The sequence below is a fragment of the Hydrogenophaga sp. PAMC20947 genome, from assembly GCF_004795855.1.
Lineage (GTDB): Bacteria > Pseudomonadota > Gammaproteobacteria > Burkholderiales > Burkholderiaceae_C > Hydrogenophaga.
In genome coordinates this window covers 2,510,954-2,535,421 of sequence record NZ_CP039252.1, presented here as the reverse complement: position 1 = coordinate 2,535,421, position 24,468 = coordinate 2,510,954, and the positions used below count along the sequence as shown (strand labels likewise).

22 protein-coding genes are annotated in these 24,468 nt (G+C 64.0%); 11 read left to right on the top strand and 11 right to left on the bottom strand.

Annotation, left to right across the window (positions count from 1 at the left end; all coding sequences use genetic code 11):
• Positions 1 to 181 precede the first annotated feature (181 nt).
• Positions 182 to 1,546, top strand: a complete 1,365-nt coding sequence (locus E5678_RS11395) for an MATE family efflux transporter (RefSeq protein ID WP_168708546.1) — start codon at positions 182 to 184, stop codon at positions 1,544 to 1,546.
• A gap of 35 nt (positions 1,547 to 1,581) precedes the next feature.
• Here the strand turns inward: E5678_RS11395 and E5678_RS11390 are convergent, their stop codons facing one another.
• Positions 1,582 to 2,466 carry an SMP-30/gluconolactonase/LRE family protein gene (locus tag E5678_RS11390; RefSeq protein ID WP_136178636.1) on the bottom strand — a complete coding sequence of 295 codons (885 nt, stop codon included), beginning with the start codon at positions 2,464 to 2,466 and terminating at the stop codon, positions 1,582 to 1,584.
• 543 nt (positions 2,467 to 3,009) lie between these two features.
• Here E5678_RS11390 and E5678_RS11385 point away from each other — a divergent pair.
• The 4 genes from E5678_RS11385 (at position 3,010) to E5678_RS11370 (ending at position 9,266) form a co-directional block, all read left to right on the top strand.
• Complete coding sequence (locus E5678_RS11385; protein ID WP_168708646.1) at positions 3,010 to 5,661, top strand: autotransporter domain-containing protein; 2,652 nt, start codon at positions 3,010 to 3,012, stop codon at positions 5,659 to 5,661.
• Between the two features lie 105 nt (positions 5,662 to 5,766).
• The gene (locus tag E5678_RS11380) at positions 5,767 to 5,955 is read left to right on the top strand and encodes a hypothetical protein (protein WP_136178634.1); all 189 of its coding nucleotides are present in this window, start codon (positions 5,767 to 5,769) and stop codon (positions 5,953 to 5,955) included.
• 272 nt (positions 5,956 to 6,227) lie between these two features.
• Entirely contained in the window at positions 6,228 to 8,399 is a 2,172-nt protein-coding gene (locus E5678_RS11375; protein WP_168708645.1) for an autotransporter domain-containing protein, read from the top strand.
• Between the two features lie 42 nt (positions 8,400 to 8,441).
• Complete coding sequence (locus E5678_RS11370; protein WP_210731901.1) at positions 8,442 to 9,266, top strand: alpha/beta hydrolase; 825 nt, start codon at positions 8,442 to 8,444, stop codon at positions 9,264 to 9,266.
• A 999-nt stretch (positions 9,267 to 10,265) separates the two neighbouring features.
• Here E5678_RS11370 and E5678_RS11360 read toward each other — a convergent pair.
• The 9 genes from E5678_RS11360 to E5678_RS11320 all read right to left on the bottom strand — a co-directional run bounded on the left by E5678_RS11360 (position 10,266) and on the right by E5678_RS11320 (position 17,833).
• Positions 10,266 to 10,871: a CDP-alcohol phosphatidyltransferase family protein gene (locus tag E5678_RS11360; protein ID WP_136178631.1), complete on the bottom strand. Its 606-nt coding sequence runs from the start codon at positions 10,869 to 10,871 to the stop codon at positions 10,266 to 10,268.
• Positions 10,864 to 11,511 carry an ATP-binding cassette domain-containing protein gene (locus tag E5678_RS11355; RefSeq protein WP_136178630.1) on the bottom strand — a complete coding sequence of 216 codons (648 nt, stop codon included), beginning with the start codon at positions 11,509 to 11,511 and terminating at the stop codon, positions 10,864 to 10,866. Before E5678_RS11355 ends, E5678_RS11360 begins: the two co-directional genes overlap by 8 nt.
• The gene (locus E5678_RS11350; protein WP_136178629.1) at positions 11,508 to 13,130 is read right to left on the bottom strand and encodes an ABC transporter permease subunit; all 1,623 of its coding nucleotides are present in this window, start codon (positions 13,128 to 13,130) and stop codon (positions 11,508 to 11,510) included. Before E5678_RS11350 ends, E5678_RS11355 begins: the two co-directional genes overlap by 4 nt.
• A gap of 135 nt (positions 13,131 to 13,265) precedes the next feature.
• Complete coding sequence (locus E5678_RS11345; protein ID WP_247596749.1) at positions 13,266 to 14,501, bottom strand: ABC transporter substrate-binding protein; 1,236 nt, start codon at positions 14,499 to 14,501, stop codon at positions 13,266 to 13,268.
• Positions 14,502 to 14,527: 26 nt separating this feature from the next.
• Complete coding sequence (locus E5678_RS11340; protein ID WP_136178628.1) at positions 14,528 to 15,004, bottom strand: DoxX family protein; 477 nt, start codon at positions 15,002 to 15,004, stop codon at positions 14,528 to 14,530.
• Positions 15,001 to 15,852, bottom strand: a complete 852-nt coding sequence (locus E5678_RS11335; protein WP_136178627.1) for a DNA-binding domain-containing protein — start codon at positions 15,850 to 15,852, stop codon at positions 15,001 to 15,003. Before E5678_RS11335 ends, E5678_RS11340 begins: the two co-directional genes overlap by 4 nt.
• Entirely contained in the window at positions 15,849 to 16,769 is a 921-nt protein-coding gene (locus tag E5678_RS11330) for a DUF692 domain-containing protein (protein WP_136178626.1), read from the bottom strand. Before E5678_RS11330 ends, E5678_RS11335 begins: the two co-directional genes overlap by 4 nt.
• Positions 16,770 to 16,775: 6 nt before the next feature.
• On the bottom strand, positions 16,776 to 17,102 hold the full coding sequence (locus tag E5678_RS11325) for a DUF2282 domain-containing protein (protein ID WP_136178625.1): 327 nt from the start codon (positions 17,100 to 17,102) through the stop codon (positions 16,776 to 16,778).
• A 164-nt stretch (positions 17,103 to 17,266) separates the two neighbouring features.
• Positions 17,267 to 17,833, bottom strand: coding sequence for a TlpA disulfide reductase family protein (locus tag E5678_RS11320; protein ID WP_136178624.1), 567 nt, complete (start codon positions 17,831 to 17,833; stop codon positions 17,267 to 17,269).
• Between the two features lie 79 nt (positions 17,834 to 17,912).
• On the opposite strand from E5678_RS11320, the gene E5678_RS11315 reads away from it, so the two are divergent.
• Positions 17,913 to 18,479, top strand: a complete 567-nt coding sequence (locus E5678_RS11315) for a sigma-70 family RNA polymerase sigma factor (protein WP_136178623.1) — start codon at positions 17,913 to 17,915, stop codon at positions 18,477 to 18,479.
• Between the two features lie 26 nt (positions 18,480 to 18,505).
• On the top strand, positions 18,506 to 18,694 hold the full coding sequence (locus tag E5678_RS11310; protein WP_247596748.1) for a zf-HC2 domain-containing protein: 189 nt from the start codon (positions 18,506 to 18,508) through the stop codon (positions 18,692 to 18,694).
• A gap of 51 nt (positions 18,695 to 18,745) precedes the next feature.
• On the opposite strand, the gene ftsY is transcribed toward E5678_RS11310, so the two are convergent.
• Entirely contained in the window at positions 18,746 to 19,801 is a 1,056-nt protein-coding gene (gene ftsY, locus E5678_RS11305) for a signal recognition particle-docking protein FtsY (RefSeq protein WP_247597024.1), read from the bottom strand.
• Positions 19,802 to 20,480: 679 nt separating this feature from the next.
• Here ftsY and E5678_RS11300 point away from each other — a divergent pair.
• From E5678_RS11300 to coaD, 4 genes are read left to right on the top strand one after another with little or no spacing between them, the layout of a single operon-like run.
• The gene (locus E5678_RS11300) at positions 20,481 to 21,848 is read left to right on the top strand and encodes a pitrilysin family protein (protein WP_247597023.1); all 1,368 of its coding nucleotides are present in this window, start codon (positions 20,481 to 20,483) and stop codon (positions 21,846 to 21,848) included.
• Between the two features lie 16 nt (positions 21,849 to 21,864).
• A complete protein-coding gene (locus tag E5678_RS11295; protein ID WP_136178620.1) occupies positions 21,865 to 23,232 on the top strand; it encodes a pitrilysin family protein in 1,368 nt (455 codons plus the stop codon).
• Between the two features lie 52 nt (positions 23,233 to 23,284).
• Positions 23,285 to 23,902, top strand: coding sequence for a 16S rRNA (guanine(966)-N(2))-methyltransferase RsmD (gene rsmD, locus E5678_RS11290; RefSeq protein WP_136178619.1), 618 nt, complete (start codon positions 23,285 to 23,287; stop codon positions 23,900 to 23,902).
• A gap of 34 nt (positions 23,903 to 23,936) precedes the next feature.
• Positions 23,937 to 24,452 (top strand): pantetheine-phosphate adenylyltransferase, encoded by a 516-nt coding sequence (coaD, locus tag E5678_RS11285; RefSeq protein WP_136178618.1) that lies wholly within the window; start codon positions 23,937 to 23,939, stop codon positions 24,450 to 24,452.
• The last annotated feature ends 16 nt before the right edge of the window (positions 24,453 to 24,468 follow it).

Sequence of the window (24,468 nt, the reverse complement as noted above, 5' to 3'; positions counted from 1 at the left end):
CGCGTAAAGGCGGCGGGGTCGTTTGAGGCGACCCCCGCCGAAGCCGCGCGGTCTGTGGTGCAATACGGGTCCCGCTGATCACAACGCCGCTCCCATTCGGGAAGGCCGCTGTGTCGGTCAAGCGGGCCGCCCCATGCCCAGGCATCGAACGGGCAGACCAAGAACATCCAGGAAATTCCGAGTGAAGCACACCAGGGCCGACGCGCGCCGCGAAGCGCGCGCCATCGCCATCATCGCCTTGCCCGTCATCGTGGCGCAGCTGCTGCAAATGGGCATGGGTGTGGCCGACACCCTGATGGCGGGCCGAATCAATGCACTGGCGCTGTCGGCTGTGGCCATGGGCGCGGCCATGTGGTTTTTCACCGTGATCGCCGGTCTCGGCCTGATGCTGGCTTTGACGCCCATCATTGCCCACCACGTGGGCGCCAACAACCACCCGTTGATCCGTGAAGAACTGCGCCAGGGCGTGTGGCTGGCACTGGCGCTGTCGGTTTTTCAGATGCTCACGTTGCTGGCCCTGTCGCTGCTCATGCCCTGGATCGGCATTGCGCCCGAGATCGTGAGTGAGACGCGCCAGTACCTGCTCTGGATTTTCTGGAGCCTGCCGCTCACCTGCCTCTACCTGGTGCCCCGGTTCCTCAACGAATCCATGGGCCACACCATGCCCATGCTCTGGACCCAGCTGATCATGTTGCCGGTGAACGTGCTGGGCAACTACCTGCTGATGTTCGGAAATTTCGGCTTTCCGAAAATGGGCGCATCGGGTGCGGCTCTTTCCACCGGCATCGCCCAGACCATTGGTTGCGTGGCGCTTTACGCTTACACCCTGCGCGCACCGCGTTACGCGCAGTATCAATTGCGCCAGCGCATGACCCGCCCCGACTGGGCCCACATCGCCACCATCGTGCGCATCGGCGTTCCGATCTCCATTGGCATGGCCATGGAATCGGGCATGTTCACCGCCACCGCTTTGCTCATGGGCCGTTTCGGCGTAGACACCGTGGCCGGTCACCAGATCGCCATCAACATCGCCTCGATCACCTTCATGATCCCGCTGGGCATTTCCATCGCGCTCACCGTGCGCGTGGGCCAGGCGCTGGGCTCGGGCGATCCGGTGGCCGCGCGCTACCGCGGGCGCCTGGGCATCGCGTTGTGCGGTGTCTTCATGCTGGTTTCCGCCTTCTTTCTGTGGCTCCTGCGCGAATCGCTGGCCAGCCTGTACACGCCCAACCCCGCCGTGATCACCCTGGCCGCCCAGTTTCTGGTCTACGCCGCCGTGTTCCAGCTGGTCGACGGCCTGCAGGTGGGTGCCATGGGCGTGTTGCGTGGGTATAAGGACACCAAGATTCCCATGCTCGTGACCGTGTTCGGCTACTGGGTGGTCGGCATGGGGCTCAGCCTGGCGCTCGGGGTGTTCGGCCCTATGGGGCCGGCTGGCTTGTGGGCGGGTCTGGTGGTGGGTTTGGCGGTGGCGGCGGTGATTCTGAATGTGCGTTTCTGGCGCTTGACGCGCCGGGTGCCCCTCAGCAACCCGTTGCTGAACTGAGTGGGCACCGTGCGCACAGGCGCGTACCTCGAACCTTAAATTTCCACGATCTCCAGCCGCCCGTTGGCCTGGGCCGCCGCCTCGGTATGGCCCGAGGAGGGCGCCGTGCACACCAGCAGGTGCCGGCCTTCTGGGCCGCCCAGTGCGCAGGCGTAGGCGTTTTGTGACGTGGTGACCGTGTCGGTGATCTGGCCGCCGGCCTCTACGCGAACCACCACCGGCGCCCTCGCATTTGCCACCCAGATGCCGCCCTGGGCGTCGGCACAGATGCCGTCGGGCGACACCTTCGCTGCCTTGAGCGAAGCCCACACCCGGCGGTTCGACAAGCTGCCGTCGGCTGCGCGATCGAATGCCGTCAGCTCCAGACCCAGGGTCTGGGCCACCACCAGCGTGCGGCCTCCGTCGAGCAATACCATGCCATTGGGGAACAGCACCTGCTCCGCCGCCACCGACGCCGTGCCGTCCGACTTCAGGTGGGCGAGCTTGCCCAGGAAGGGCGATGGGTCGGACTTGAGCGCGCCCAGCAGGTGTTCGATGCCGTGGGCCTGCAGATACCCATCCAGATCAAAACCGAAGTTGCCCACATAGGCATCGCCCTCGGGCGTGACCAGCATGTCGTTGGTGTGAAAGGTGGCGATGCCGGCCAGGTTTGCGTGCACGGCCAGGTCTTTGCCGGCAGCGCGGCGCAGCACCTTCCGCTGCGTCATGCCCACCACCAGCAGATCGCCATTGGGCAACCAGCCCAGGCCCGACGGCTGCTCGTCGCCCAGATTGAGTTCCGTGCGCACGTCGCCGCCCAGCCCCACCGAGCACACCTCGTGCGCATAAAAATCGCTGAACCAGAACCGGCCTTCGTGCCAGCGAGGGCCTTCGCAAAAGTAGCGTTGGTCGGCCAGGGTGGTGGACGTGTGTGTGGTCATTGTTGGTCTCCGTTGTTGGTGGGCGTGGCAGGCGCTTGGGTGGTGACAGCACCAGCGGTGCATCCTGCGCCTGGTCTGGCTGTTTTTCAGTCGGGCGGGCGACACCGGGGCCGCGTTCGGACGTCATCCACGGCCCTTGCTGTTCAGGTGGATGGCAAGCCTTGCAGCGGCTGCAACCGGCCCGTCGAAGCCGTGTTGACCCCACAGGCGCTTCCCCTGAAATAGGGCTGGGCATGCAGCTTCAAAACCGCAAGGCTTGACCCGCCTGGTTGGCTTGCGGTACAGCCCGCAGCCCGCACCTCCATCGGCCGCCATCGTCAGGGTAGGTTGCCCCATCGGGTCCTGGGTATTCTGGATGTGCCTACACGCAAACCGCGCACCCCCTGCGGTCATTTTCAGCACAGTCCCCAACCATCTGACCCCAAAAACTGAGCCTTTTCATTGAATGGGGTGGTGCGTAAACACCGCAACATGCATGGAGATGATTTCTTTACACGCCACCCGCGTGCCACTTCCATCCACTGGCCCCAGAGGCGAGCTTCCATGAACAAAATCCACCGCACCGTCTGGTCTGAGTCGCGCCAGGCGCATGTTGTTGCCCATGAAGGCGCCGCCACGCGCGGCATGCCGTCTTCCACACGCTCGGCCATCGCTTCGGCGGTGGTGGTCACGCTGGCTTCGATGGCATCTGCGCCTGCGATGGCGATCCCAGGATGCCCTGATGGGGCATACAGTGACAGTGACCGCATGTTTACGGTGAGTGGACTGACAAGCCAAACTTGCTTCATTGGCCCTGGTGAGAGCCTGACCGTTGATGGAACCGCATCAGCCAATGGCGCTATCGAATCTTCATGGATCGGCGTTGTTCTGCACGGTTCGACTGTTGACACTATCAACAACAGCGGTTCCATTTCAGGGGTCAGTGCCGGGATTTCTGCCGAATTAGCTACAGCCAATAGCATTGCCAACACTGGCTCCATTTCTGGGGGCATTGGGATCTTCGCACCTACAACCCTGACCAGCATGACCAACAGCGGCTTCATCACTGGAATCTATGAAGGGTTCCATGCTTCTGGCTCTACGATCAACAGCATCACCAACAGTGGCAGTGGCAAGATCTCCGGAAACGATTACGGCATCTACACTCAAAGCACACACATAACCAGTATCAATAACAGCGGGACCATCTCAGCGAACGCCAATGCTATTGCTGGTTTTTCGTCCAACATCGGAAGTATCACGAACAGCGGCACCATTTCTGGGGGCGGTTTCGGGATCTATGCTGCTGGTTCCAGCATCTCTGGCATCACCAACAGCGGCACCATCTCCGCGCAAAGTACAGGTATCGGGGTTAACTACAGCACCATCAACGACATCACCAACAGCGGCACCATCTCCGGGGTCCATCAAAGCATCTATGTTGATTCCGAGTCGTCTTTGCTCAGCATCACGATCGACGGCAACAGCACCGCCAAGTTCATTGGCACTGTGTTTGCAACGAACACGCCGGTCTCGATCGCCTCTGGGGCGACTTACACCTTGCGCGACACTGATGTTTTTTGGGTGAAGAGTTTCACCAACAACGGCACCGCGCAGTTCGCCGTCGAGGGCCCCAGAACTTTTTCCTTGGACCTGGTGAGCGATAACACCTTCGTCAACAACGGCACGCTGGCGGTTGCAGCAGGCACCACGGGCACCCTCACGGGCAACTACACGCAGTCCGCGGAGGGCGTCTTGCGCACCCACATCGCGGACGAAGGCACCTACGGCCAGTTGGTGGTAACCGGCACCGCCACCCTGCCGAGCAACGCCAAGATCGACGTGAATGTGGCGACCCCGGGCTTCGCCTTCAACAAGACCTCGTTCGACAACATCATCAGTGCGGGCACGCTGTTGGGTGGTGACACTTTCACGGTGACCGACAACTCGTTGCTGTTCGAATTTTCAGCGGTCAAAGACAACGACAACACGGTGGATTTGACGCTGGCTGCAGCGCCGACATCGTCCCCCGCACCGGCTCCAGCGCCGGATGCAGCCGCCGCTCCTGCTCCTGCTGCCAGCCGCTCCTTGGTGGAGCAGATCGTGCGCGATGCCGGCAACTCCCCGGCGCTTCCAGCGGCCCGTGTGCTCGGTCAACTCTTTGCCAACGACCCCACTGGGGCTGTTGCCCTGATGTTCGTCTCGTTGGGCAACAATGCCGCCGTCAACAACGCCGTGACCCAAACCCTGCCCTCGCCCAGCGGCGGCAACGTGGCGGCCGCCCATGCTGCGCTCGGTGGCATGAGCCTGGTGATCCGCGATCGCATCGCCCCCACGCAGGATCTCTCGGTCAAGCTGGGCCTGTCTTCGGGCGATGGTTTTTATGGTGATCAGAAGGTCTGGGTGAAACCCTTTGGCAGCTGGGCTGACCAAGGCGACCGCAGTGGCGCCTCCGGCTACAAAGCCAGCACCAGTGGCCTCGCCTTCGGTGCCGATGCCACCGTGTCGGACACCACGCGGCTGGGAGTCTCTTTGGCTTACGCAGCCGCCAACACCGATGGGAAGTCGAGCATCGCGCCCAACCGCACCAACGTCGATGTGTATCAGCTCATCGGTTACGGCAGCCACAGCCTGGACCCGGTCACCGACATCAACTTCCAGGCCGGCCTCGGCCAGAACAAGAACAAAGGTCAGCGCAGCATCAGCTTTGCGGGCACCACCGCCAGCGGCAGCTTCGACAGCCTGGTGGCCACGCTGGGCGGCGGCGTGAGCCGAAGCTTCAAGCTCGGCGAAGCCGCGGGCTTCACCCCCTCGTTGCAAGCGGATTACACCTGGATCAAAGACAGCGCCTACACCGAGCGCGGCGCCGGCGCGCTGAACCTGAACGTGGCCGGGCGCACCACCGAGGAATTGATTCTGGCCGCCGATGGCAAGCTCTCCCACCGCTACGCCTCGGGCACCTCGGTCACGGCCAACCTGGGGCTGGGCTACGACACTTTGAGCAAGCAAAGCAGCATCACCGCCGCCTTTGCCGGCGCCCCCGGGCTGGCCTTCACCACCCAGGGTATCGACCCGAGCCCGTGGCTGGTGCGCGGTGGCCTGGGCATTGCCACCCAGACGCAAAGCGGCATGGAAATATCGGCCCGCTACGACGTGGAATACCGTGAAGCCTTCCTCAACCAGACCGCCAGTGTCAAGCTGCGCTGGGCGTTTTGAGGATGCCCATTTGAGCTCGACAGCGCGGCGCCACCTCGGAGTTCGGGGCGCCGTGCGGCCCGGGCAGATGGTCGGGCAGGTCACAGGTCAAAAACGAGGTTGGTCGTGCGCATCCTGATCCCTTGGGCGCTGTCTGCTCTTTTGCTGGCGGGTTGCTCGGCCCTGCCGACCGCCAGCGAGCGGCAGGCGCACGCCACGGGTTTGGCTGCGAGCAAGGGCTGGTTGCCCAGCCACATCCCCGCTGGCAACTTCGATCTGATGGCCTATGCCCCGCCCAGCTTGGCGGCTTGGTGAGTTTGCAGCATCGCTCGCAGCCTGCGCCTTCATAGGGCGCCATCGCCGGGGTCTGTGGCTGCCTCCAGGTTTTCGTGCTTTTGGTGCGTGCATACACGCCAAACACGCACCACCTCAAGATTTTTTCAACCCGGGCGCAACCATCTGCCCCCGATAACTGCACCTTCTCATTGGATCGTTGGGTGCGCAAACACCGCAACATGCATGGAGCCCCGTTCTTTACACGCCAGCCGCGTGCCACTTCCATCCACTTGCCCCAGAGGCGAGCATCCATGAACAAAATCCACCGCACCGTCTGGTCTGAGTCGCGCCAGGCGCATGTTATTGCCCACGATGGCGCCGCCACGCGCGGCATGCCCTCTTCCACACGCTCGGCCATCGCTTCGGCGGTGGTGATCGCGCTGGCTTCGATGGCATCTAGCCCGGCGCTGGCGGGGTCAGGATGCAGTGTTGGCATCAACGACATGATCACGGTGAGTACACCAATATCTGTAATTTGCAAGCTTGGTGCAGGTCAGAGCCTCACCGTCGATGGAACCGGTGCGATCGAAGTGGCTAATTCCGCTGTTTCGTTAGACAGAGTGGCTATAGGTAGCATCACCAACGGCGGTACCATCTCTGGGACTTCCGAGACTTCTTCCGGCATTTTTGCGGTCGATGCGAGCATCACCAGCATCACCAACAGCGGCATCATCTCTGGGGGAGAAAGCAGCATCTATATTGCTGTTGGAGATGGGGCGACTTTGGGCAGCCTCACGATCGCCGGCAACGACACCGCCAAGTTCATTGGCAAGGTGTATGCACCGAATACGCCAGTGTCGATCGCCGCAGGGGCCACCTACACCATGAACGACGGGCAGTGGTTCACCGTCAGTGGATTTACCAATGCCGGCACGCTCAAAATCGGCGCGGGCAGCACCGCAAAGATCACCGGCGACTTCACCAACACCGGCACATTCAGCCCCGCTGTGAGCGATACGGCATTCGGCAAGCTAATTGTCAGCGGTACCGCCAACCTCGGCGGCACACTCGCCGTCGATGCCAGCACCATGACCGGCGCACAAACGCATGGCAACACACTCACCGACATCATCAAAGCTCATGTCGTGAGCGGCACTTTTGCCAACACCACCGACAACAGCGCCCTGTTCAACTTCACACCGGTGTACAAATCTGACAGCGTCGACTTGACGCTGGCTGCTGCACCTGCTGCACCTGCTGCTTCTTCCGCTGCATCGACGCCGGCACCAGTTGCGGCCCCCGCTCCAGCCCCAGCCCCAGCCCCAGCCCCAGCCCCAGCCCCAGCCCCCAGCTACACATTGGTGGAGCAGATCGTCCGCGGTGCCGGTAACTCGCCAGCGTACGAGGCTGCCAATGTGCTGGGGCGGGTGTTTGCCAGCGCCCCCAATGGTCCTCTCGCGCTCCAGTTCGTCTCGATCACCGACGATGCGGGTGTCAATCGCGCTGTGAGCCAAACCCAGCCCAACCCCAGTGCCAGCGTGGGCGCAGCCCACACAGCGAACGGCGCCACGGCTGGGGTCGTGCAAGACCGTATTGCCTTCAACCAGGACGCTTCTGTGAAGCTGGGTCTGGCTTCTGGCGATGCTTTCTACGGCGACAAAAATGTCTGGATGAAGCCCTTTGGCAGCTGGGCCGACCAAGACAACCGCAGCGGGGCCGCCGGCTTCAAAGCCAGCACCAGTGGCCTCGCCTTCGGTGCCGATGCCAAAGTGTCGGACAGCACGCGAGTGGGCGCCTCTTTTGCGTATGCAGCCGCCACCACCGATGGCACATCCAGCGTGGCGCCCAACAGCACCAAGGTCGATGTGTACCAGCTCATCGGCTACGGCAGCCACAGCCTGGATCCGGTCACCCACCTGAACTTCCAGGCCAGCCTTGGCCAGAACAAGAACAAGGGTCAGCGTCAGATCACTTTCGCGGGCACCACCGCCAGCGCCAGCTTCGACAGCCTGGTGGCCACGCTGGGCGCCGGGGTGGGCCGCAACGTCAAGCTCGCCGAAGGCACCAGCTTCACGCCCTCGGTGCGGGCAGACTACAGCTGGATCAAGGACAGCGCCTACACCGAGCGCGGCGCTGGCGCGCTGAACCTGAACGTGGCGGGCCGCACCACCGATGAGCTGATTCTTGCCGCCGATGGCAAGCTCTCCCACCGCTACGCCTCAGGCACCTCGGTCACGGCCAATCTGGGGCTGGGCTACGACGCCTTGAACCAGCAGCGCAGCCTCACATCCACCTATGCCGGCGCCCCCGGGCTGGCCTTCACCACCCAGGGCATCGACCCCAGCCCTTGGCTGGTGCGCGCGGGCCTGGGCATTGCCACCCAGCTACAAAACGGCGTGGAGCTCGCGGCCCGCTACGACGTGGAATACCGGGAAGACTTCCTTAACCAGACCGCCAGCGTCAAGCTGCGCTGGGCGTTTTGAGGGCGTGCTTGTGAGCACGGCCGCGCACCCAAAAGGCTGGGCGTGCGCATCCTGATCCCTTGGGCGCTGTCTGCCCTCTTGCTGGCGGGTTGCTCGACCCTGCCGTCCGCCAGCGAGCGGCAGGCGCACGCCATGGCGTTGGCTTCCAGCAAGGGCTGGCTGTCGAGTCACATTCCCGCTGGCGACTTCGATCTGGTGGCCTACGCCCCGCCCAGCTTGACTGCTGGCAAGCCATTGACGGTCTATATCGAAGGCGATGGATTTGCCTGGATATCAGGCACCCAACCGTCCACGGATCCCACCCCGCGCGACCCGCTGGCCTTGCGACTCGCCTTGGCGCAACCAGCAGGCCATGCCGTTTACCTGGCCCGACCCTGCCAGTATGTGAATGCCGCACAATCAGGCTGCGCTCAGCGTTACTGGACCGAGGCCCGCTTCGCCCCCGAGGTGATCCATGCAATGAACCTCGCCATCGATGACCTGAAACAACGCTTCAACGTCACAAAGCTGGTGTTGGTGGGCTATTCAGGCGGCGCAGCGGTCGCGGCGCTGGTCGCTGCACGCCGAACGGATGTAGCGCGGCTGATCACGGTCGCGGGCAATCTCGACCACCGGGCGTGGACGTCTTACCACCGTGTGCGAGCGCTGGATGTTTCTTTGAATGCCGCCGATAGCGCGACGTTGTCGGCAGACCTGCCGCAAACGCATTTCCTGGGAGGCCACGACAGGGTGATGCCACCCGCATTGGCCCGGAAGTGGCCCGTTGCCTTCACTGGACTGAACGCCAGCAACCTCCGGATCGTCGAGGATGCCGACCATGCGTGTTGCTGGGCCGATCGCTGGCCGGCGTTGCTGGGGATGGACTGAAAACCATGCCCTACAGCGATCTCATCGCAGTTTCGGCAGGTTGATGGTCTGCTCTAGCCTCTGCCCCGATTTGCGCAACTCGAGCGTGTCGATGCAGAGGCGGCAGCCGTGAAATACGTGGGAGGCAGTTTCAACGGCAAAATGAAACTCCACGTCTTCTGGGTGGCGAGCGTCAGCCGTGATACCACCGCCCCTCCATACGAAATCGGCAACCTGACAAAATATTTGGTGCCAGGCGAAACGCTCAAAGTTCGGTTGTGGGGTGGTCGCTCGCAGTGACTGTTTGTGGCCAGCAAACCGCGTCAGCAGACAACCGCAGATGCTCACGTCTCAACACGGTGGCTCTCACGGTCGGTCTTGCGGTCAATCCAGACTTCGCGCAAAAAGCTGCGCAAGGGTGGCGCATTCCAGGCTGAAGGGAAAAAACATGATCACCGGTGGCTGCCTTTGTGGCGCAATCAAATACAGCATTGACAGCCCGCTTCAGTGGGCGAGAAACTGCCATTGTTCTCTGTGTCGAAAAGCGACGGGTGCCGCTTTCGCAACCTGGGCCTATGTCGAGTCCAGCAACTTCCGGTGGGTTCAGGGCCAGGAGCAACTGGGCCAATACCAGTCCTCCCCAGAGGTCACGAGAACCTTCTGCAAAGTGTGTGGCTCCACGATGCAGTTTGTTGCCAAACAAGCGTTTCAAGGCGCCTTCGGTTTGGCATTGGGTACTGTCGACGGTGAGCCAGGCTGCAAGCCGATGCGCCACGTGATGGTTGGCTCAAAAGCGCCTTGGTTTGAGATCACCGATCGGTTGCCTCAGTCAAAGAATGAAGCCCCGAGTGAGTTGCTCAGTGCCTTCCCACATGGTGCCTGATGCCGATTCGCCCTCATCGCGAGAACTGCGTTATTTGGCCTTGCCGTGCCACGGCACTGTTTGCGGCCTCTTGCCTTGTTCTTGCGTTGCATTCAAACCGGCATGAAGGTAGGGCCAGGTCAAAAGCTGCGCACCCTTCACCGAAACCGCTGCCACCCCCACCCAATCCGCATCACGATGGTGATCGCACACAACACGGCAAACCCATAGGCGATCAGCGGGAAGGCTTCGGGCCAGAGGCACATGGCGCTCAGGGCGACGATGGTTTCGGTGGCTTCGGTCAAGCCACCCAGAAAATAAAAACTCTTGTCGGGAAATGCGGTGGATGCCATGCGGTTTTTCTCGGCCACGATGGCAAAGGCCAGGAAGCTGCTGGCGGTGCCGATGAAAGCGGCAAGCAAGACGGCAGCGGGCAGGGCGTTTTGCGCGGGGTTGGCTATGGCGAAAGCCAGTGGGATGCTGGCGTAAAACAGGAAGTCCAGCGTGATGTCGAGAAAACCGCCACGGTCGGTGGGTGTGGTTTCGCGGGCCACGGCGCCGTCGAGCCCGTCCATGAGGCGCGAGATCAGCAGCATCACCAGCCCGGCCATGTAGGACTCAAAGGCAATGGCCACGGCAGCGGCCATGCCGACCATGAAACCGATCACGGTGAGTGCGTCGGCGCCGATACCCACCGCGACCAAAGCGCGCGCGGCTTTCGTCAGCAGGGGTTTGATGGCGGTCTGGATGGCGCGGTCAAGCATGGTTCAACTCGATGACGAATGCCGGGTCGGCGATGTCGGCCGCGTCGTGGGTCACGAGCACGGCGGGGATGCCTTGGCGGCGGATGTGATCAAACACGAACCGGCGGAACTGGTCGCGCAGCGCGGCGTCGAGCTTGGAAAAGGGTTCGTCGAGCAGCAGCGCGCAAGGCTGGGCGAGCAGGGCGCGCATGAGAGCCACGCGGGCTCGCTGGCCGCCGGAGAGCGTGGCCGGGTCGCGCTCTCCGTAGTCGGCCAGCTCGGCGTCCAGCAAGGCCTGTTGTACTTTGGCCAGGCGCTGAGCGCGCGGGCCGGGTGGCACGGCGAAGAGCAGATTTTCTGCCACGGTCATGTGGGCGAACAGCAGCGGGTCTTGAAACAGCAGGCCGATGCAGCGCTGGGCGGTGGGCAGGTGGGTGACATCGTTGCCTTCCAGCGATACCGTGCCTTCAAAACGCAACGCCTGCCCGCCTTCGCTCACGCTGGCCAGCGTACCGGCGATGGCCGCGAGCACCGAGCTTTTGCCGCTGCCGCTGGCGCCCATGAGCGTGAGGATCTGGCCGGGCGCCACGTCGAAACGCAGGTTTCGCAGCAGTTCGCGCTGGGCGCTGCCGATGTGCTGGATTTGGATAGAGAGTGTCATGCGGTGGGAGTTTTGAACCGTCGGGGGCGGCCCATCCAGGCGGCGAGTGCAAACGCGAGCACGGGCAAGATGAATTGCAGGCCGGCGTAAGCGCTGGTGAGCGAGCGCTGGGCCCCGGCGGCCAGGGTGACGGCCTCGGTGGTCACAGTGCCGAAGCGCCCGGCGCCAATGTACAGGGTGGGCAGGTATTGGGTCACACTCACAGCAAACCCCACGGCGGCACTCGCCGCCAGAGAACGTCGAAGCAGCGGCCATTTCACCCGCAGCAAAAAGGCCCAAGGACCATGGCCCAGGCTGGCGCTCAGCTGCGCCGCGCGGGGATCAAAGCCCAGGTAGGCTGGCGAGAGCGCGAGCAATACATAGGGCAGCACCATCACCGTGTGCGCCAGCAACAGCCCGCTCCACTGGCCTTCCAGCCGGGTGTGCAGGGCCAGGCTGTACAGCCCCACCACCCACAACACCGCGGGCAAGACCAGCGGCAGGTAGAGCAGGGGGCGCAAGACGATGTCCCACCGGCGGGGGCTCAGCTCCAGCCAGGCCACACACCACACCACGGCCAGGCCGGTGGATGCCAGGGCCAAGGCCAGGGTGGTGCCTACCGTGTCGCGGCTGGCCCAGACGCTGGCCCACGCTTGCGTGGTGAGTGCTTCGGGCCACAACGCCGGAAAGGGCCAGACGCCGGCAAAGCTGCCCACGGACAGCGCCAGTAAAACAGCGGTATAGAGCCCGCCCAGCAGCCACAGGCCGATCAGACCGCCCGATGCGGTTTGGGCATCGCCGCGCCGCCCGCTGATGTTTCGGCGGCGGTGTTGAATGCCCCGCCAGCCCAGCGCGGCGACCAACACCGCCAGTGTCAACACGCCACCAGCCGCCGCGCCGCGGGCATTGATCGCCAGATCGGCGTCTTGCAGCCATTGCCAGGCCAGCACAGCCAGCGTGGGTGGCGATGCGGGGCCGATGACCAGCGCCATGTCAACCACCGTGAGCCCATAGGCCAATACCGCCAGCAGCGGCCAGAACAGGCGCGGCGCCAGCTGGGGCCATACCACGCGCCACCAGGCGCGGTTGGGCGCGTAACCGAGGGTTTGCGCGAGCGTGTGTTCGGCGCGCCAACGCTGGCGCACGTCATCGCGCTGCAGCTGGGTGGCGGCGGTCCAGAGCAGGAATGGAATTTCTTTTGCGGTCAACGCGAAGACCAGGCCCAGGCCCCACGGGTCTTGCGTGGTGGGCCAGGCGGGCGGCCATTCAAAGCCGGTGAGCCAGGGCGATAGCGAGCGCAGCAACCAGCCGCTGGGCGCGATCAGAAACACCAGGCCAATGGCGAACGCGGCATGGGGCGTGGCGAGCATCACCGGCACCCCGCGCAGCAACGCGCCCAGGCGCTGGCGCACAAAGCCTTGCGCCAGCAGCCAGGCGGTGATCCACCAGGCCAGCGCCGTCGAGCTCAGGCCGGTCCAGAGCGACAGGCCCAGCGCGGGCAACCATTGCCTGTCGCTCCACAGCGCGACCCAGGCCTGCGCGTCGAACAACGCGCCCAGCGACAAGACCGTTATGGCCAGCAGCGGACCGCCCGCAAGCAGGAGCAACAGCAAAGAAAAGGGCAGACGCAAGGCGATCATTCGGGCTCAAAAAATGCGGGCTGGCGGAGCGAAATGTCCCAACCCGGAACGCCGCGGAACCGGCTCCGCCGGGCCACCAGCGTTCCGGGTTGAGGGGGTGACGCGCGCAGCGCGGGGCGGGACGGGGCGGGGCGGCTAAGCGTACCGTCGAGTCCACTCCCGCTCCAGCGGATCAACCCAACCCGCGTGCGGTTCTGGCAGCGTGGGCGCGGCTTGGGCCACCTGCCCCGGCAATGGCTTGGCGGGGAACAACGCGCGGTCGGCGGCGGGCAGGCGCTTGAGATCGAGCACGGTCGGGTCGCCCCATTCGGCGATGTCGGCCTTGCGCGCCTGGGCTTTGGCCGAAAGCAGGAAGTTGGCCACCACTTGGGCGCCGGCTTTGCCGCGGGCGTTGTAGGGAATGGCGACGAAGTGCGTGTTGCCGATGGTGCCCTTGGCAAACTGCCAGCTCACCACCGAAGGGCTCAGGCGCTTGGCTGCGATTTCATTGGCCGGTTCGTTGGGGTTGAACGTCCAGGCCAGCAGCAACTCGCCGTCGGCCATCATCTGGCGAATGGCGGCAGGGGTTTGCGGAAACTGCTTGCCACCGCGCCAGAGGTGGGGGTGCAAAGCGTCTAGAAACGTCCAGAGGTTCGCGGTCTGTTGCGCAAAGGCTGCCGCGACGGGCGCCTTGGACAACAACGACACGTCGGACACATGTTCGATCAGCGCTTGTTTCACAAAGGTGGTGCCGGTGAAATCGGGCAGGCGCGGGTAGGTGATGCGACCTGGTTGGCTCCGCGCCAGCGCGAGCAGTTCGGCCATGTTTTGCGGCGGCTTGGGCAGGCGCTTGCCGTCGGCAAACAGGGTGAGTTGCGCCATGCCCCACGGGGATTCCATGCCCTCGGTGGGCACTGAAAAATCGTTGCGGGTGGTGGGTTTTCCAGCCACATCCACGTACTGAAAATTGGGCTGGGCTTCCGCAAAGGGGCCAAAGAGCAGTCCCTCACGTTTCAGGGTGGCAAAGTTTTCACCGTTGATCCAGACCAGATCCACGGTGCCTTCGGTCTCGCCGCGGCCGGCGGCCTTTTCCGCGCGCACGCGCTTGACCACATCGGCCGTGTCGGTGATCTTGACGTGCTCCAGCTTCACGCCGTGGCTGGTCATCACCTCAGCCGCCACCCATTGCAGGTAGGCGTTGGTGCGTTCGCTACCGGCCCAGGCGTTGAAAAATACCGTCTGACCGCGGGCGGCCTTTTCGATGTCTGCCCAAGCGGGCGCTGGCTTTTGCTGGGCCCATGCAACGGGCAGGGTGGCGGCGCCAGCGGCACCCAGCAGCAGGTGGCGACGGCTGACGGCAGCAGTGGTCAAGGAGGCGGTGGTCAAACTCAAGGTGAAACTCCTGAAAAAAAATGGGGTCAGCACTGGCCCAAACGGCGCTCGATGCGCGGTCGGATCCACATACAGTCGACGGTCCACTTGCCCAGCCCGTACAACACGAGTACCGCGAGCAACACGCCCCAGGTGATGTGCTGCTGGAGCGCGGCAGGCGCGATGTCAGACAGGCTGAGAACGGCAACGAAGTTGACCACACTCAGGCCCAGGGCAGAAAAACGGCCCACCAGTCCCAACACCAGCAAAACGGGCAACACCAGTTCGGCGCCTGTCCCCAGCACCGCGGCCACTTCGGGCGACAGCAGGGGCACTGTGTACGCCTCGGTGAATAGCAACAGGGTGATGTCCCAGTCGCGGATCTTGGTCAGGCCCGCCAGAAAAAACACCTGGGCCAGGTAAATGCGGGCGGAGAGTGCGGCCGCAGGCCGCAGGCCATCCAGCAGGCCGGTGATCAGCAGCCAGAGCGATTGGCCGCGGTGCAGCAAAGACGGTGGGTTCATGTCGGTTCTTTGAGGGACGGGTGGGGCACGTCGTGCACACCGGTGACCAGCCCTCGGGTGACGGCCTCGGTGAGCCAATGGGAAAAATCAAAGATCTCTGCATCGTCGAGCTCAACGGCCAGGGCGGCGCCCAGCGCCGTGGGCAGGTCCAGGCCCTGTTGCAAACCACTGAGCAAAGCGGCTTCAACCAAGGAGATCCGAGCCAGGCATGGGCGCAGCCGGTTGCGCCAGATCAGAACCGATTCAGCGGTGTTGGCTTTAAGCAAGCGCGCGGCCTCGGCCAGGCTGGGCTCCTGGAAACGATGCGACAAGACCAGGGTGGCCACGGGAAAGGCACTGTTGATCACGGTGGCGCCGGGGGCCAAAGTGAGCGATAGGCCACCCGCGTCGCCCGCGCTGAGCCGGGCAAAGCTGGCCGGGTCGGGCACGGCATCGGCCGCGCTGGCTGCGCCGTGACAGGCCCACTCGGTGCGGGCCACGTCGGGCAGGTAAGGCGCGTCGGCCAGGGCTTCTTTGCCCGCGAGAAACTCGGGCAGTGCACCGCCCCAACGGGTCAGGTCACCACAGGTGGGCGGATGGCGGTGCCAGAGATCGTGCGCCAGCGCGTTGAAGTTGTCGCGGCCCAGCATCATCTCGACCACCGGGTAGGCCGCGCGCAAGCTGCGCTCGGCCAGCGCATGGCCGTTGGCCCGGTAGGCCTGCAAGCCACGCGGGGCCAAGGTGTCTCGGGTGTCGAGCCGGGCTTGCAGTTCCGCCGCAGCGCCTGCCATCTGGCCTGGGGGTGCGATCAGGGCTTTCAGCAAAGCTTCCTGCTGGGCCATCAACGGGGAATGGGCGTTCGCGGTCATGCGGCGATCGCCTCAAGCACTGGGCGCGCGCCCAACGCCGCGCCAGACCATTCGCGGGCGCGGCTGGCCTCGTCGAGCAGCACGGACAGCGCAGGCACATCGGTGTCCCATTCGATCAAAGTAGGCACGGCGCCAAAACGCTGGATCGCATGGGCATACAGCTGCCAAACGGGCTCTTGAACCAGGCTCCCGTGGTCGTCGATCACGATGTCGCCGCAGTGAACATGGCCAGCGAGGTGCAACTCGGCCACGGAGCTGCGGGCGATGGCGTCCAGCCAATGCCGGCACGCCAGCAGCGGTTCGACCATGACGCCGCGCAGCTGGGCGTTGAGCGCATTGACATAAATGTTGTTCACGTCCACCAGCAGCCCGCAACCGGTGCGTTGTGCCAGGGCGTTGAGGAAAGCCGGTTCGTCCATATCGGCTTGCGGCCATTGCACATAGGCCGACAGGTTTTCCACGGCAATCGTGCGCTGGAGCCTTTCTTGCACCCGCTGCACGTTGGCGCACATCACGTTGAGCGCTTCAGCGCTCAATGGCACGGGCAACAGATCGGCAGCGTGCACCAGTTGGCCGGCCAGGGGTGCGCGGGCGAAGCTGGCGTGGTCGCTCACCCGGATCGGGTGCATGCGCTCCACCAGCTGGGCGAGTTGCTCCAGATGCCAGGTGTCGATGCCCATGGCCGAACCCAGTGAGAGGCCCACACCATGCAGGCTCACCGGGTAGGCTGCACGACCTTCGCGCAACACCGACAGGGCGGCACCCCCGTTGGCGAAAAAATTCTCGGAGTGGACTTCAATGAAGTCCAGTGCCGGCTGCTGTTCCAGCAGCTCGGCGTAGTGGGGGTGCCGCCAGCCAATGCCCACGGGCGCGGCCGCGGCCGCTGGCGCGTGGGGCAAAGGCGTGGAGAGCAACATGAAAGATCAGCCCTTCTTCATCATGTCGTCCTTTTTCATCCTGTCGCCTTTCTTCATCATGGTGTCCACCTTGGCTTCCTCCATGCTCATGCCGTTCATGGTCTTGCAGGTGCCGGCCGCCACATACTTCCATTCGCCTTTGGCATCGTCGACTTTGGACTGACCAGCGCAAGAATGCGTGCCCGCGAGGTTGGCGCAATCGTTCTGTCCAGCCTTGGCGATGCCGAAGCACTTTTCCTTCTCCGCGGCCTGGGCCACCAGCGGGGTAGACAGCATGGCGAGGGACATCAGCGAGGCTGCGGCGGCTGTGATCATGGTGTTGCGTTGGGTCATGTGAAGCTCCAGGGAAAAAGATTTTTTTGAAATAACCGAGGGGCCGGGCTCAAACTTGTTTCAACGACCGTCTTCGGTTGAAGGTGAGTCAGCGCTGGGAACAAGTTCTTACAGGTGGGCCCAAAAAATGGGGCTTGAAACGCCAATCAAGGATTTCGCAGCACTCACAGCAGTGAGGCGATGCGGTCCCATGCCTGCGGCGGGATGCGGCCACTGTATTGATCGATCAACTGGCCGCGTTTATCGATCAGGTAGGTCATGGGCAAGTGGGCAGGACGGTCCATGGAGCTCTGGTAGTGATCGTCGCCGGTCCAGATCGATTGCAGGCGTTGCAATGGCGGCACGGTCTGGCGCAGCAGCGCCTCGTAGTTCACCAGATCTTGGCGCGAGGGGTCCCAGTTGACGCCGAGCAACCGAAACGGTTGTCTGGCCCAGCCCGCCACATTGGCCCGCAGCTCGTGCATCTTGTCGCGGCAGACCGCGCATTCGGTGGACCAGTGAAACACCAGCACGACTTGGCCCTGCAGGTCGCTCAGCGCCAGCCGCTGGCCGTCGACTGTTTGGCCTTGCAGGTGGGGACGTGCATCAGTTGGTTGGGTGGTGCCGCCCTCGGGGCCGACTTGAGCCCGGATCTGTGGCGAGCAAGCCAGCGCCAGGGCCCCCAGCATGAGGTGGCGGCGGCGCAGGGGCTGCGCGGGCGAAGGGGGCGTGGGGGCGATAGGGTGTGGCATGGCGTGTCCGGTGAGTGGGTTGGTCGCCCGTCAGCACCAGTCCTTACACTTGCAGGGCCTGCCACTTGCATCTCCATTTATGAACGTTTCCGATTTTGAACAGCAACTCGTGGGTTTGCGCGATTACCTCATGCGGTTTGCGCGCCTCCAGCTGCGCAACGACGCGTGGGCCGAAGACGCCGTGTCAGAGACGATGCTCGCGGCGCTGGCCAAACCGCAGGCCTTTCAGGCCCGGTCCCAACTCAAGACCTGGCTGGTGGGCATCTTGAAGCACAAAATCATCGATTCCATGCGCCAGCGCCAGCGGGAAGTCACGCTGAACAACCATTCGGACGACGACAACGCCGATCCGCTGGAATACATGGCGTTCAAGGCGGATGGCCACTTTGCCGAAAAGCCGGCCGACTGGGGCAACCCCCATCAAGACTTGGAAAGCCGCCAGTTCATGGCGGTGCTCGATGCCTGCACCGAAAAGCTGCCGGCCGTTCAGGGGCGCCTTTTTTTGATGCGTGAGTGGCTGGAATTGTCGAGCGAAGACATCTGTAAGGAACTCGGCATGACCACGACCAACCTCTATGTCCAATTGCACCGGGCCCGCTTGCGATTGCGTGAGTGCCTGGAACTGAACTGGTTTACCCGATCATGAATCCCTTGCTGAGAAAAATCCCCTTGATGCGCACTTGTAAAGAGGTGACTGCGCTGGTGGTCGCCAGGGAAGATCGCGAGCTGTCCACTTCCGAGCAACTGATCTTGCGCATGCACATGGCCATGTGCAAGGCCTGTCCGCGCTTTGAACGCCAGATGTTCACCATGCGCAGCGCCATGAAGCAGTGGCGCCATTACGGCGGAAACGACGAATAATTAGCGTTTTCCCTGCTACCCGCGCAGCGGCGGAGCGTGGGGGCTACTTCTTCAGGTCAGCAAAGCCTGTGCAAATTCCCTGGCGCTGAAGGTTTCCAGATCTTCCAGCTTTTCGCCCACCCCGATGAAGTAGATCGGAATCGGCCGTTCGCGCGCAATCGCGCAAATCACACCGCCCTTGGCCGTGCCATCGAGTTTTGTGATCACCAGACCGGTGAGGCCCAGGGTTTCGTCGAAGGCTTTGACCTGCGCCAAGGCGTTTTGCCCTGTGTTGCCATCGATCACCAGCAAGATTTCATGGGGCCCGGTGGGATCGGCTTTCTGCACGACCCGTTTGATCTTGCGCAGCTCTTCCATCAGGTGCAATTGGGTCGGCAGGCGCCCCGCGGTGTCGACCAGCACCACGTCGCGTCCACGCGCTCGCCCAGCCGTGACGGCATCAAAGCTCACCGCTGCCGGGTCACCGCCCTCCTGGGTCACGATTTCGACCGTGTTGCGGTCGGCCCAGACGGCCAGTTGCTCGCGGGCCGCAGCCCGGAAGGTGTCCGCAGCCGCCAGCAGCACCGACGCGCCTCCGTTGGCCAGGTGGCGTGTGAGTTTGCCGATCGACGTGGTCTTGCCGGCGCCGTTGACGCCCGCCACCATGATCACCGTGGGTTTGTGTTCGCCGATAACCAGCGCTTTTTCCAGCGGTTTGAGCAGGGCCGTAATGGATTCGGCCAGCAATCCCTTCACCGCAGCCGGGTCTGTTGCCTTGGCATCTTTGACCCGCTTCTTGAGGTCGATCAGCAGGTGTTCGGTCGCTTTTACGCCAGTATCGGCCATCAAAAGGGCGTCTTCCAGCTCTTCGTACAGCGCATCGTTGATCTGCGTTCCGGTGAAAACGCCGGCGATGCTCGCGCCGGTCTTGCGCAGACCCGCCTTGAGGCGGTCCAGCCAGCCTTTGCGAGCCGGGGGCGTTGCGTCTGCTGAAGTGGGCGGGGCGAGCGGGACGACGGATGTGACTGAGGTGACCTTGGCCGGCTCGCTAAGTGTGGGTGCGGGAACGGACGCCGTCTTCATGGGCGGGGGAGCTTTCACAGCCGCAGGCATTGAAACAGGCGCCACCGCCGGCGCAGGTGCAGGTGCAGGTGCAGGTGCAGGTGCAGGTGCAGGTGCAGGTGCCATTGGAGCAGCCTTCGGTGCGCTGATCACTGGCGCCTCCATTGGGGCGCTCTCTGTTGCGGCAGGCTGCGCCGGGGCTGGCACCCCGGTTTCCGGCGCTCGGGCCACTGGAACGGCCACGTCCGCTGGGACGGGGCTTGCTGAAGGGGTCGTTGTCTGGGTCGGCTCGGGCGGCACGACGTCAGCCGGTGGAGGTGCCACGGGCGCCTTCTTGCGGAAAAACGAAAACACGCCGCCAGAAGTGGGTGCCGGAGCGCTCACCGGTGCCGGTGGCGTTGCGGCAACCGGGGACTGCTCAGGTGCTGGAGGCCTGGGCTCGGGTTCCAGTTCTGGCGGTGTGGCGGCCACGGGCTCCGGAGCCGGCGTTTGCGCAGGCGGGGCCTCCATGGTGGCAGGCGCGGGTGCATCTGCTGCGGGTGTGTCGGTCGTCAGGGGCGCTGCAGACGCTGGCGGCGAAGCCGCTTCGTCAGGCTGCAGTTCGGCCGGCGCAGGTGCTGGAGGTGTCTTTTTTTTGAAGAACGAGAACATTTTGGAATCTCTTGTATCTTCCCATTCTATGAAACGAAAACTGTACGCATGGTTTAGAACGGGTTTGGTGCTCGGGTCCCTGGGCTGGACTGGCATGGGCGGTGGCGCAGCCTGGGCTGCCGACGCCCCCGTAGCCCAGCAATTCACCCTGGCCAATGGCATGACGCTGATTGTTCAGCCCGATCGCCGCGCACCCACGGTGGTGCACATGTTGTGGGTGCGTGTGGGTGCCATGGATGAAGTGGACGGCACCACGGGCGTGGCCCACGCGCTGGAACACATGCTGTTCAAAGGCACACCCACCGTGCCGCCTGGGGAATTCTCCCGGCGGGTGGCCGCGCTGGGCGGGCGCGAAAACGCCTTCACCACCCAGGATGTCACCGCCTACCACCAGCAGATTCCGAGTGACAAGCTCGAGGCCATGATGCGGCTGGAGGCCGATCGGTTTGCCCACAACCAGTGGCCAGACGACGAATTCAAGCGCGAAATTGAGGTGATCAAGGAAGAGCGCCGCCAGCGCACCGAAGAATCGCCGCGGGCGCGCATGTTCGAGGCGATGAATGCCATGGTCTTCCAGGCGAGTCCGTATCGCCGGCCCGTGGTCGGCTGGATGAGCGATCTGGACGCCATGACGCCGCAAGATGCCCGCGATTTTTACCAGCGCTGGTACATCCCGGCCAATGCGGCCGTGGTGATTGCGGGCGATGTGGATGTGGGCGAAGTCAAAGCCATGGCCGAGCGCATCTATGGGGTGATCCCCACGCGTCCGGTGCCGGTGCGCAAGCCGCGCGACGAGCCGCTCCAGCAAGGCGCTCGCCAGATGGATTTTCACGCCGCGACCGAGCAGGCCATGGTGGCGCTCGCCTGGCACATGCCCAAGCTCACCGATCCCCTGGCCGCAGACCCGGCCAGCCAGGACGCACTGGCCCTCACCGTGCTCTCCGCCGTGCTCGATGGCTACAGCGGTGCCCGGCTGGAGCGCGCGCTGGTGCAGGGCGGTGCCTCGGGCAAGCGCCTGACCGACAGCGCTGGCGCATCTTTTGGCCTGATGGGGCGCGGTCCCCAGCTCTTCTCTCTCTCGGCCGTGCCTGCTCAGGGCGTGAGTTCCCAGGTGGTTGCCGAAGCACTCAAGGGCGAGGTGGCCCGCATCGCGCGCGAGGGCGTCAGTGAAACCGAGCTCAAGCGGGTCAAGACCCAATGGACCGCCAGTCAGGTTTACAAGCAGGATTCGGTGGTGAGCCAGGCCCGGGAGCTGGGCAGCTATTGGGCCAACGGCATGGGGGTTGAGGCCGAGCAGCAATTGATGGCGAGCCTGGGGCAGGTCACGGCCGAACAGGTGCAGTCGGTGGCGAAGCGGTTGTTTGGAGACGAACAACTCACCACGGCTGTGCTGGTGCCCGACCCCTCGAAACGCCAGCCCGAACGACCATCGGGCTCCCGCCCACCACTTTCGCGCCATTGAGCGCCGCACCAAGCCAATGGACTTCTTCACGACCGGGGCCAAGCCCTCATTGCCCTTTGCCCGCGCTTGCCGGCTGAGCCTGCTGCTGATCGCCGGTGTGGTCGGGCTGCCCGTCTGGGCCGCATTGCCGATTCAGCACTGGACCCACCCCAGTGGCGCCCGTGTGTACCTGATCGAGAGCCCGGTGATTCCCATGCTCGACGTGGAGCTGTCGGTTGACGGCGGGAGCCGCCGCGACCCCGCCGCGCAAGCAGGGCTGGCCAGTGCCACCGCGGGCATGCTGTCGGCCGGCGTGGCCGCGCAGGGCGCGCTCACTGCGCTGGACGAAAACCAGCTCAGCGAAGCCTGGGTGGATCTGGGGGCCCAGTTCGGTGCCAGCGCCAGCCAGGACCGCTTCACCGCTTCGCTGCGCACCCTGACCCAACCTGATTTGCTGCAAGGGTCTGTGGCGCTGGCCGCGCGCCAGCTCGCCGCACCCGCCTGGCCCGACAAGGTCTGGCAGCGCGATCGCGAACGCACGCTGGCCGCACTCCGCGAGGCCGAAACCCGGCCCGGTACCTTGGCAGGGCGAACGTTTTCCCAGGCGGTTTATGGCAGCCATCCCTACGGCTATGAACCCACGGCAGCCACACTGACCGCCATCAGCGTGGCCGACATGCAGCGCTTCTACCGCCGCCACGTCAACGCCTGCAGGGCGCAGGTGAGTCTGGTGGGAGCGGTGGACCGCGCCAGCGCCGATCGCATCGTGGGCGAGCTCATGACCGCCTTGAAGCCGCATGGTTGCGAATCGCTGGACGCCGTGCCACAGGTGCCGGCCCTGTCGGCTGCGGTCGAGCAACAACTGCCCTTCGATGCCGCCCAGGCCCAGATCCTCATGGGTCAGCCCGGTATTCGCCGGGACGACCCCGACTTCTTCCCCGCCTTTGTGGGCAACTACATCCTCGGTGGCGGCGGCTTTGTGTCACGCCTGACCACCGAGGTGCGCGAGAAGCGCGGCCTGAGCTACAGCGTCTACAGCTATTTCAACCCGGGTCTGCACGCAGGCGCGTTCCAGATCGGGCTGACCACACGACCCGATCAGGCCGCGCAGGCTTTGTCGGTGGCCCGCACTGTGGTGCGCGACTTTGTCGCCCAGGGCCCGACCGAGACCGAGTTGCAGGCCGCCAAGGACTATCTGGTCAACAGCTTTGCCCTGCGCATCGACAGCAACCGCAAACTGTTGGGCAACCTGTCCAACATCGCCTGGAATGACTTGCCGCTCGATTACCTCGACCACTGGACCGAGCGAGTGCAGGCGGTCACGGTGGACGATATCCGCCGAACCTTTGCCCGTGCTGTGCAACCCGACCGCATGGTGACGGTGGTTGTGGGCGCCAAACCCTGAGCCAGGCAGATGTCCGTCCCGAGAGGGGTCGCCTGACGTAAGCTTCAGGGCTATGAAAAAGCCAGCCTCCGCTAAAAAGCCTTCCACCACCGACCGCGCGCCCCAAGAGGTGCGCATCATCGGGGGTCAATGGAAACGCAGCAAACTCGCCGTGTCCGATCACCCGGGTCTCAGGCCCACGCCCGCCCGGGTGCGCGAGACGTTGTTCAACTGGCTGGGGCACGATTTGACAGGCCTGCGCTGCATTGATGCCTTTGCGGGCACCGGTGCCCTGGGCCTGGAGGCCGCCTCTCGCGGCGCGGGTGAGGTGGTGCTGGTGGAGCAGGAGGGCGACCTGATCCGCTCGCTGTCGTCGGCGACCACGCGCCTGAAGGCGAGCTGTGTGCGCATCGAGCGAGGCGACGGCGTTGCGGCACTCCAGAAAAGGCAAGGACAGGGCTGGGATCTGGTTTTTCTGGACCCCCCTTTCGGTGAGGACGGCAACCCGGCGCTCGTTCTGGCCGCCCTGCAGGCGGCTCGACAGGCCGTGCACGCCGAAGGTGACATTTACCTGGAGTCGCCCCGCCTCTGGTCAGACGAGGAGCTGCTCCCCATCGGGCTTCGCACGAACAAGCATGGCAAAGCAGGGGTTGTGGTGTTTCACCTGCTGCGCCCAATCACCGCAACGTGAGTGTGGCGGTGCGCCCACGCGCATAATCGGGGTCATGAGTTCAGCCTTGTCACCCGCCGATCGCGGCACCCGTATTGCCGTCTACAGCGGTACTTTCGACCCCTTGACGCTGGGGCACGAAGACGTGGTGCGCCGCAGCGCCGGGTTGTTCGACGAAGTCATCCTGGCGGTGGCCAAAGCCCACCACAAGAAAACCCGCTTTTCGCTGCAAGAGCGCATGGCCATGGCGGCTGAGGCGACCTCAGGCATCGGGCGTATCCGCGTGTTGCCCTTTGAGGGCCTGATCATGGATTTCTGCCGTGAGCACGGCGCCAGCGCCGTGGTGCGCGGCATCCGCAACATCACGGATTTTGATTACGAAGCCCAAATGGCCGCGATGAACCGCAAGCTGTATCCAGCCGTTGAGACAGTGTTCCTGTTGCCCCAGGCCGACCTGCAGTGCATTTCCAGCACCCTGGTGCGCGAAATCTCCATGCTGGGTGGCGATGTGTCTGGCATGGTCAGTGCCCCGGTGGCACGCTGCCTCAAAACACCCGTCTTGCAGGCTTGAAGGGGAGGTTGGCGAT

Bases quoted from the DNA above. Each gene is read 5' to 3' on its own strand.
- E5678_RS11300 (WP_247597023.1), top strand. From the start codon at position 20,481: ATGGGCGGTGGCGCAGCCTGGGCTGCCGACGCCCCCGTAGCCCAGCAA.
- E5678_RS11340 (WP_136178628.1), bottom strand. From the start codon at position 15,004: ATGAACCCACCGTCTTTGCTGCACCGCGGCCAATCGCTCTGGCTGCTG.
- E5678_RS11330 (WP_136178626.1), bottom strand. From the start codon at position 16,769: ATGTTGCTCTCCACGCCTTTGCCCCACGCGCCAGCGGCCGCGGCCGCG.
- coaD (WP_136178618.1), top strand. From the start codon at position 23,937: ATGAGTTCAGCCTTGTCACCCGCCGATCGCGGCACCCGTATTGCCGTC.
- E5678_RS11360 (WP_136178631.1), bottom strand. From the start codon at position 10,871: ATGCTTGACCGCGCCATCCAGACCGCCATCAAACCCCTGCTGACGAAA.
- E5678_RS11320 (WP_136178624.1), bottom strand. From the start codon at position 17,833: ATGCCACACCCTATCGCCCCCACGCCCCCTTCGCCCGCGCAGCCCCTG.
- E5678_RS11375 (WP_168708645.1), top strand. From the start codon at position 6,228: ATGAACAAAATCCACCGCACCGTCTGGTCTGAGTCGCGCCAGGCGCAT.
- E5678_RS11390 (WP_136178636.1), bottom strand. From the start codon at position 2,466: ATGACCACACACACGTCCACCACCCTGGCCGACCAACGCTACTTTTGC.
- E5678_RS11310 (WP_247596748.1), top strand. From the start codon at position 18,506: ATGCGCACTTGTAAAGAGGTGACTGCGCTGGTGGTCGCCAGGGAAGAT.
- E5678_RS11325 (WP_136178625.1), bottom strand. From the start codon at position 17,102: ATGACCCAACGCAACACCATGATCACAGCCGCCGCAGCCTCGCTGATG.
- E5678_RS11335 (WP_136178627.1), bottom strand. From the start codon at position 15,852: ATGACCGCGAACGCCCATTCCCCGTTGATGGCCCAGCAGGAAGCTTTG.
- E5678_RS11350 (WP_136178629.1), bottom strand. From the start codon at position 13,130: ATGATCGCCTTGCGTCTGCCCTTTTCTTTGCTGTTGCTCCTGCTTGCG.
- E5678_RS11315 (WP_136178623.1), top strand. From the start codon at position 17,913: ATGAACGTTTCCGATTTTGAACAGCAACTCGTGGGTTTGCGCGATTAC.
- rsmD (WP_136178619.1), top strand. From the start codon at position 23,285: ATGAAAAAGCCAGCCTCCGCTAAAAAGCCTTCCACCACCGACCGCGCG.
- E5678_RS11355 (WP_136178630.1), bottom strand. From the start codon at position 11,511: ATGACACTCTCTATCCAAATCCAGCACATCGGCAGCGCCCAGCGCGAA.
- E5678_RS11385 (WP_168708646.1), top strand. From the start codon at position 3,010: ATGAACAAAATCCACCGCACCGTCTGGTCTGAGTCGCGCCAGGCGCAT.
- E5678_RS11295 (WP_136178620.1), top strand. From the start codon at position 21,865: ATGGACTTCTTCACGACCGGGGCCAAGCCCTCATTGCCCTTTGCCCGC.